Source organism: Sphingopyxis sp. SCN 67-31, from assembly GCF_001725095.1.
The window spans coordinates 1-8,151 of sequence record NZ_MEFH01000127.1 but is presented as its reverse complement, the minus strand read 5'-3'; the positions used below and the strand labels follow the sequence as shown (position 1 = coordinate 8,151).

Annotated in this window: 8 protein-coding genes and 1 other RNA gene; 5 read left to right on the top strand and 4 right to left on the bottom strand. The window is 66.4% G+C overall.

The window, feature by feature from the left end:
• The 3 genes from carB to ABS88_RS21050 all read left to right on the top strand — a co-directional run.
• On the top strand, positions 1-3,300 hold a 3,300-nt coding region (carB, locus tag ABS88_RS21060; RefSeq protein ID WP_286750490.1), incomplete at its 5' end, for a carbamoyl-phosphate synthase large subunit.
• A 97-nt stretch (positions 3,301-3,397) separates the two neighbouring features.
• Positions 3,398-3,874, top strand: a complete 477-nt coding sequence (gene greA, locus ABS88_RS21055) for a transcription elongation factor GreA (protein WP_067105409.1) — start codon at positions 3,398-3,400, stop codon at positions 3,872-3,874.
• 13 nt (positions 3,875-3,887) lie between these two features.
• Positions 3,888-4,523 carry a rhomboid family intramembrane serine protease gene (locus ABS88_RS21050; RefSeq protein ID WP_067105408.1) on the top strand — a complete coding sequence of 212 codons (636 nt, stop codon included), beginning with the start codon at positions 3,888-3,890 and terminating at the stop codon, positions 4,521-4,523.
• Positions 4,524-4,602: 79 nt separating this feature from the next.
• Here ABS88_RS21050 and ABS88_RS21045 read toward each other — a convergent pair whose 3' ends face one another.
• The 4 genes from ABS88_RS21045 to ABS88_RS21030 all read right to left on the bottom strand — a co-directional run bounded on the left by ABS88_RS21045 (position 4,603) and on the right by ABS88_RS21030 (position 7,353).
• Positions 4,603-5,148, bottom strand: a complete 546-nt coding sequence (locus tag ABS88_RS21045) for an NUDIX hydrolase (protein ID WP_067105407.1) — start codon at positions 5,146-5,148, stop codon at positions 4,603-4,605.
• A 28-nt stretch (positions 5,149-5,176) separates the two neighbouring features.
• Entirely contained in the window at positions 5,177-5,857 is a 681-nt protein-coding gene (locus ABS88_RS21040; RefSeq protein ID WP_104959785.1) for a TPM domain-containing protein, read from the bottom strand.
• A 13-nt stretch (positions 5,858-5,870) separates the two neighbouring features.
• Entirely contained in the window at positions 5,871-6,641 is a 771-nt protein-coding gene (locus tag ABS88_RS21035; protein WP_234002674.1) for a TPM domain-containing protein, read from the bottom strand.
• 115 nt (positions 6,642-6,756) lie between these two features.
• Positions 6,757-7,353: a LemA family protein gene (locus ABS88_RS21030; protein ID WP_067105405.1), complete on the bottom strand. Its 597-nt coding sequence runs from the start codon at positions 7,351-7,353 to the stop codon at positions 6,757-6,759.
• 123 nt (positions 7,354-7,476) lie between these two features.
• Here ABS88_RS21030 and mscL point away from each other — a divergent pair, with 123 nt between their 5' ends.
• Together mscL and ssrA are read left to right on the top strand one after the other, a co-directional pair.
• The gene (gene mscL, locus ABS88_RS21025) at positions 7,477-7,890 is read left to right on the top strand and encodes a large conductance mechanosensitive channel protein MscL (RefSeq protein WP_067105404.1); all 414 of its coding nucleotides are present in this window, start codon (positions 7,477-7,479) and stop codon (positions 7,888-7,890) included.
• 23 nt (positions 7,891-7,913) lie between these two features.
• Positions 7,914-8,151: a transfer-messenger RNA gene (ssrA, locus tag ABS88_RS21020) on the top strand; the annotation flags it as partial.

Genomic DNA, 8,151 nt, shown 5'->3' with positions numbered 1-8,151 from the left:
ATCGGTCAGGCGTGCGAGTTCGACTATTCGGGGACGCAGGCGATCAAGGCGCTGAAGGAGGAGGGCTATCGCATCGTCCTCGTCAACTCCAACCCGGCGACGATCATGACCGATCCCGAACTGGCCGACGCGACCTATGTCGAGCCGATCACGCCCGAGATCGTCGCCAAGATCATCGAAAAGGAGACCGCCGAGTTTCCTGGGGGGTGGGCGGTGCTGCCGACGATGGGCGGGCAGACCGCGCTCAACACCGCGCTCGCGCTCGCGCAGGACGGGACGCTCGAAAAGTTCGGGGTCGAGATGATCGGCGCCGACGCCGAGGCGATCGACAAGGCCGAGGACCGGCTGAAGTTCCGCGATGCGATGGACAAGATCGGCCTCGAAAGCGCGCGCAGCGGTATCGCGCACACGATGGAAGAGGCGTTCGCGGTGCTCGAACGCACCGGCCTGCCCGCGATCATCCGCCCGTCCTTCACGCTCGGCGGTACCGGCGGCGGCATCGCCTATAACCGCGAGGAGTTCGAGGGTATCGTTCGCGGCGGCCTGATCGCATCCCCCACCACCGAAGTCCTGATCGAGGAATCGCTCCTCGGCTGGAAGGAGTTCGAGATGGAGGTGGTGCGCGACCGCAAGGACAATTGCATCATCATCTGCTCGATCGAGAATGTCGATCCGATGGGCGTGCACACCGGCGACAGCATTACCGTCGCCCCTGCGCTGACGCTGACCGACAAGGAATATCAGATCATGCGCAACGCGAGCATCGCGGTGCTGCGCGAGATCGGGGTCGAAACGGGCGGGTCGAACGTGCAGTTCGCGGTCAACCCGAAGGACGGGCGCCTGATCGTGATCGAGATGAACCCGCGCGTGTCGCGCTCGTCGGCGCTGGCGTCGAAGGCGACGGGCTTCCCGATCGCCAAGGTCGCGGCGAAGCTGGCGGTCGGCTACACGCTCGACGAGATCATGAACGACATCACCGGCGTTACGCCCGCGTCGTTCGAACCGACCATCGACTATGTCGTCACCAAGATTCCGCGCTTCGCCTTCGAGAAGTTCAAGGGCGCCGAGGCGACGCTGTCGACCGCGATGAAGTCGGTGGGCGAGGTGATGGCGATCGGCCGCACGATCCACGAAAGCCTGCAAAAGGCGCTGCGCGGGCTGGAAACCGGGCTGTCGGGCTTCAACTTCGTCGACCGGCTGGTCGGCGCGAGCGCGGAGCAGTTGAAGATCGAACTGGCGAAGCCGACCCCCGACCGGCTGCTCGTCGCCGCGCAGGCGATCCGCGAGGGGCTGCCGCTCGCCGAGATCAACCGCATCGCGGGCTATGACATGTGGTTCCTCGACCGCATCGCTGAGATCGTCGCGGCCGAGAAGGCCGTGGTGGCGGACGGCCTGCCGCGCGATGCCGAAGGACTGCGGCGGCTGAAGGCGATGGGCTTTTCGGACAAGAGGCTCGCCTATCTGGCGCTCCAGTCGGCGAATCTCCAGCCGGGCGCCGGGCATGCTGCGGCGCGCGGTGGCGGGCTGATCCACGAGGCGGTGAAGGCGATGACCGGCGGCGTCACCGAGGCCGAGGTGCGGAGCTTGCGCCACCGGCTGGGCGTGCGCCCGGTGTTCAAGACCATCGACACCTGCGCCGCGGAGTTCGAGGCGCAGACGCCCTATCTCTATTCGACCTACGAAGCGCCGACCTTCGGCGCGCCCGAGAATGAGGCCAATCCAAGCGACCGGAAAAAGATCGTCATCCTGGGCGGCGGCCCGAACCGGATCGGGCAGGGGATCGAGTTCGATTACTGCTGCTGCCACGCCTGCTTCGCGCTGGAGGAGGCGGGCTATGAGACGATCATGGTCAACTGCAACCCGGAAACGGTGTCGACCGATTACGACACGTCGGACCGCCTCTATTTCGAGCCGCTGACCGCCGAGGACGTGCTCGAGATCCTGCACGTCGAGCAGTCGAAGGGCACCCTCGTCGGCGTGATCGTCCAGTTCGGCGGGCAGACCCCGCTCAAGCTCGCGCAGGCGCTGGAGGAGGCGGGTATCCCGATCCTGGGCACCTCGCCCGACGCGATCGATCTGGCAGAGGACCGCGAGCGTTTCGCGGCGCTCGTCAACAAGCTCGGCCTCAAGCAGCCCGCCAACGGCATCGCGCGCAGCCGCGAGGAGGCGATCGCGGTCGCGGCGCGTATCGGGTACCCGGTGCTGACGCGCCCGAGCTATGTCCTCGGCGGGCGGGCGATGGAGATCGTCGACGATCAGGAACAGCTCGAAAATTATATCGAGACCGCGGTGCAGGTATCGGGCGATTCGCCGGTGCTGATCGACCGCTATCTGCGCGACGCGATCGAGGTCGACGTCGACGCGCTGTGCGACGGCACCGATGTCGTGGTCGCGGGCGTGCTCCAGCATATCGAGGAAGCGGGGGTCCATTCGGGCGACAGCGCCTGCTCGATCCCGCCCTACAGCCTGTCCGCCGACATCGTCGCCGAGATCGAGCGGCAGGCCGACGCGCTGGCGCGCGCGCTGAACGTGCGCGGGCTGATGAACATCCAGTTCGCGGTGCAGGCCGATCCCGGATCGCCGGCCGGGGCCAGCGTCTATCTGATCGAGGTCAATCCGCGCGCCAGCCGCACCGTACCGTTCGTCGCCAAGGCGGTGGGATCGCCGATCGCCAAGATCGCGGCGCGCGTGATGGCGGGCGAGAAGCTGGCCGACCTGCCGAAGATCAATCGCGACATCGCGCATGTCGCGGTGAAGGAAGCGGTCTTCCCCTTCGCGCGTTTCCCCGGCACCGATCCGGTTCTGTCGCCGGAGATGAAGTCCACCGGCGAAGTCATGGGAATCGATAGTGATTTCAACCTGGCCTTTGCCAAGGCGCAGCTCGGCGCGGGCGACAGCCTGCCGACCGAGGGGCGTCTGTTCGTGTCGGTCAAGGACAGCGACAAGCCGCGGATCGTCGGCGCGGTGAAGCAACTCGCCGACTGGGGGTGGCAGGTGATCGCGACCGGCGGCACCGCCGACTATCTGGCCGAGCAGGGCATCGCGATCGAGCGCGTCAACAAGGTGGCCGAGGGGCGTCCGCATATCGTCGACCGGATCAAGGACGGCGACGTCCAGCTCATTTTCAACACCACCGAGGGGTGGCAGAGCCTGCAGGATTCGCAGTCGATCCGCGCCTCGGCGCTCGCGGCGGACGTCGCCTATTACACGACGGCGGCGGGAAGCGATGCCGCGACCCACGCCATCGGCGCGCTGCGCGCGCGCAGTCTTGAAGTAAAGCCGCTTCAGGACTATTATTGACGCACCGCTTCACCCCCCGACATTGACGGAAACAGCGGCTCAGCCGCCCGACGCCCGGTTCGCCGGAACAGGATTTTTGACGAAGGACAATGGGATAATGGCAAGCGTTGAAAAGGTGCCGATGCTGGCGGAAGGCTATGAGAAGCTGAGCGCCCAACTCGCCGCGCTGAAGGCCGAGCGCCCGCAGATCGTCGACGCGATCGAGGAAGCGCGCGCGCATGGCGACCTGTCGGAAAATGCCGAATATCACGCCGCGAAGGAACGCCAGGGCCAGGTCGAGGCGTCGATCGGCGATCTCGAGGACAAGCTGGCGCGCGCGCAGATCATCGACCCCACGACGCTTTCGGGCGACCGCATCGTCTTTGGCGCGACGGTCACCCTGGCCGACGAGGACGACAAGCCGGTGCGCTACCAGATCGTGGGGCAGGCCGAGGCGGACGCCAAGGAAGGGCGGATCAGCTATAATTCGCCGCTCGGCCGCGCGCTGATCGGCCGCCGCGTCGACGACGAGATCGAGGTCACCGTGCCGTCGGGCGACAAATATTATCTGGTGACGAAGATCGAATTCATCTGACGGACGGACGCGCATGAAGCCGCAGGACGCGCCGCTGGTCACGGGCTATGCGCTGCTCTGCGCGGCGCTGTTCGTCGTGCTGACGCTCAGCGGTTTCCAGACCGAGGCGATCGTGCGCGCGGGCTTCGTGCCGGCGCGCTGGAGCGGCGAGCTGATCCTGCCGCCGGGGCCGTTCGTGCCTTTCGTGCTGACGCCGCTGACCTCTGCCTTCCTGCACGGGAGCCTGCTGCACCTGATCTTCAACCTGGTCGTGCTGCTCTATATCGGGCGGCCGCTCGAAGCGCCGATGGGGACGAAGGCCATCGCGGTCCTGTTGGTCGTCGGCGCCTGCGCCGGCGCATTCGCGCAATGGCTTTCCAACCCCACGTCGGTGGTGCCGATGATCGGCGCGAGCGGCGCGATCTCGGCGCTGATCGCGGTGTTCGCGCTGATCTTCAGCCGGTCGCAGGCGCCGGCGCTCGGGCCGATCCCCAGCCATTGGGTGCGGGCGCTATGGCTCGCCGCAGCGTGGATCGGCGTCCAGTTGCTGATCGGTTTCGCGGGCGGCGCCGGTTTCGGCGCCATCGCCATCTGGGCGCATGTCGGCGGCTTCCTAGCGGGCCTGTTGCTCGCGCGGCCGCTGCTGCGCTGGCGGTTCGGGGGGCGGTGAGCGGCGTTAAAGCTGCATCAACGGGAAGATGAGTCCGGTTTAAGCCGACCGCACCCGCTAACCGCGTTCCGAACGAGCCTCATTCCTCCAGCAAGCCTCCCGCAAGCAGCATCGCGACGCGCACGTCGATGCCGCATCCCTCGGTGCGCTTTGCCGCGACGAAATCGGCGATGCCGGTCAGCGGCACGCGGTGGACGATGATGTCTTCGCCGCCGACTCCGCCGCCGGGGCCGACCCTGGTCAATCCGGTGGCGACGAGCAGGGTGAAGCTCTCGCTGACCATGCCCGGCGAACTGAAGAATTCGCCGACCGTGCGCCAGTGCGCGGCGCGATAGCCGGTTTCTTCCTCCAGTTCGCGCTCGGCCGCCGTTTCCGACGCCTCGCCCGCGCTGTCGTCGCCCACGAGGCCCGCGGGCAGTTCGAGGCAGGGGCGCCCCAGCGGCACGCGATATTGTTCGACCAGCAGGACGTGATGCCCGCTTTCGTCCGCGTCGATCGCGAGGATCACCGCGGCGTGGATGCCGCGCGAGCGCGAGACATATTCCCACGTCCCCTGCTGCCGGACGGTGATGAAGCGGCCCTCCCATCGCGTTTCGATGGGAGCGTCGGGGGCGGGGCGGGACATGGCTTTCCTTTCGCGGCGATGGAGCGCGTCAAAGCTCGATCAGGCGATCGGGCAATTCGTTCGGATTTTCGCTGCCGCGCGGGAAATGTTCGGCGAGTATGACGCCCATGTACGCGACCGCCTCTGCCATGCCTTCGCCGGGCCGGCCGGCGCGCACGCGTTCGATCAGTGCCGCCATCGCGTCGCCCCATACCTCCGCCGGGACTTTCGAGGCGATCGCTTCGTCGGCGACGATGTCCGCGCGATGTTCGCGCAGGCTGAGATAGAGGAGGACGCCGGTGCGGCCGAGCGTCTTCGCCTCCGCCCCGACCTTGAACAGGTCGATCGCGCGGGCGCGGACGCGGCCGGCGAGGATCGCGCGCGGCGTCAGCCACAGACGCAGCGGACGCCACAACAGAATCAGCCACATGGCGATCCACTTGAGCACGCCGACTGCAATGACGACGCCAAGCCATTGATTGGCGGTCAGGCCGTGCCCCCAGCCGCCGGTCAGCCGGTCGTAGAGGCCCTGATAGAAATCGGGAAACAGCGCGATAACCGACATGGCGAGGAAGGCGATCAGGCTCGCCCAGACGAGCGCGACATCGTCGTAATCGTTCGATTGCGCGGCGATGACGGTGACGATCTCGCCGCTCGTCCGCGCTTCGGCCGCTGCGACCGCGGCGGTGACGAGGTCGTGATCGGCGGCGCTGACATGGCTGACTTTCATGCGTTCCGCCTCCCTACCAGCCGCCCGAGGCGCCGCCGCCGCCGAAACTGCCGCCACCGCCCGAAAAACCGCCGAATCCGCCACCGCCGCTCCAGCCGCCGCCGCCCCAAGATGAGCCACGGCCACCGCCGCCCCAGTCATGATCGCCCCAGACGATGATCGGCGCGGCGCCCCACGGGCGATGCTTGCGATGCCGCCGGCCGCGCCGCCCGAAGGCCGAGAGCATCGGCAGGACGAAGAAGAAAAGGATGATGAAACCGATAAAGATGAAGCCGCCGAAGCTGCCGTCATCGGCGCGGTCGCGCTCTGCCTTCGCAGCGGCGGCGGCGCGCGCCGCGGCCTCCTCGGGCGGGAGCGCGATCTGCTGCGCGATCGCGTTCACCCCGGCCTGGATGCCGCCCGGATAATCGCCATTCTTGAAGCGCGGCGTCACCTGATCGCGGATGATCCGCCCCGACAGGGCGTCCGTCAGGATCGGTTCGAGGCCGTAGCCGACCGATATGTTCATCCGCCGTTCGTTGGGCGCGATCAGGAAGATGACGCCGTCATTCTCTTCCTTGCCCCCGATGCCCCAGGCGCGGCCGAGCCTGTAGCCGTAATCGGCGACGTCCTGTCCTTCGAGGTCGTTGACCGTCGCGACGACGAGCTGGTGCCCGGTCGTCTTTTCGAGCTGTTCGAGCTGGGCGGTGAGGTTCGCTTCCTCGGCCGGCGGGATGATGTCGGCCTGATCGACGACGCGCCCGGTGAGTTGGGGAAAGGTCTGGGCAGCGGCGGGGACCGCCATAAGCAAAGCGAGGAGGAGGGCCGACGTCAGGGCGGCCCACAATCCCGCGAAACCGAAGCGGCCCTCGCGTCCGTTCGTGCTCTGGGCGAACGGGGGAAATGGCATAGCGATGGCCCTATTGCCCGAAATCGACCTTGGGCGCGACGTTGGCGTTGGGCGTCACCGCGCGATAGGGCGTCATCGGCTTTGCGCCGTGGACGATCTTGGCGCCGATGATGTCGGGGAAGGTACGGATCGTCGTGTTATAATCCTGCACCGCGTTGTTATAGTCCTGGATCGTCACGTTGATCCGGTTCTCCGTGCCTTCGAGCTGGGTCATCAGGTCGGCGAAACGACCCTGGCTCTTGAGGTCGGGATATTGCTCGACGGTGGCGAGCAGACGGCTGAGCGAGCCGGTGACATTGCCCTGCGCCTGCTGGAAGGCCTGCACCTTCGCAGGGTCTTCGAGGTCGTCGGCGGTCAGCTTGATCTGGGTAGCCGAGGCGCGTGCCTGGATGACGCTTTCCAGCGTCGCCTGTTCGATTTTCGCCGCGCCCTTCGCGGTCTCGACGAGATTGGGGATCAGGTCGGCGCGCCGCTGATAGGCGGCCTCGACATTCGCCCATTTCGCCTTGGCGGCCTCTTCCTTGGTGGGAACGCTGTTGATGCCGCAGGCGGACAGCGACAGCGCGGCGACGGGGACGATCATCCAGCGGGCGGAACGCATGGTCATGGTCTCTAAACTCCCTCCGGCGGCGTTTTGCCGCAACAATACACATAATAGGATGACGCTTGCCTTTGCGCAATCGTCGCGGCACCACTCGGCGGTTCGCCCAATTTTCCCGGGAGTGAGAAGATGTTGAACGAGTTCAAGGAATTCATCGCACGCGGCAGCGTCATCGATCTGGCGGTCGGCGTCATCATCGGCGGCGCCTTTGCGACGATCACCGGGTCGCTGACCGAGGACCTGATCATGCCCTTCGTCGGCTGGATATTCGGCGGGGTCGATTTCTCCAGCAAGTTCATCCTGCTGGGCAGCGTGCCCGACGGGATCGCGGCGACCGACTATGCGGCGCTCAAGAAAGCCGGGGTGGCGATGGTCGGCTATGGCGCCTTCATCACCGCGGTGATCAATTTCCTGATCCTCGCCTTCATCATCTTCCTGATGGTGCGCGCGGTGAACCGGCTGCTGCGCAAGGGACCCGAAGCCGCCGCGCCGACCGAGGTCGACCTGCTCACCGAAATCCGCGACGAATTGCGGCGGAAATAGCGGCGCTGCGGCGGCCAGCCGCCCACGTTGCAAACCGCCCCGCGGCTCCCTATATCGGCAATGCCGGTTTCGGCCGGCTATGAGGATAAATGGTGTCGTGGAATAGACACAGCGGACCCGGGGGCAGTACCCGGCGGCTCCACCACAAACCCGCGCGCTTTTGAAGGGGTGCGCGGGCTTCTGACGGGGCCGAACCAGGATCGACGTGTGTTCAAAGACGATGTTTTCTTCCGGGCTGAGTAACCCGTTAAAGGCTCAAAA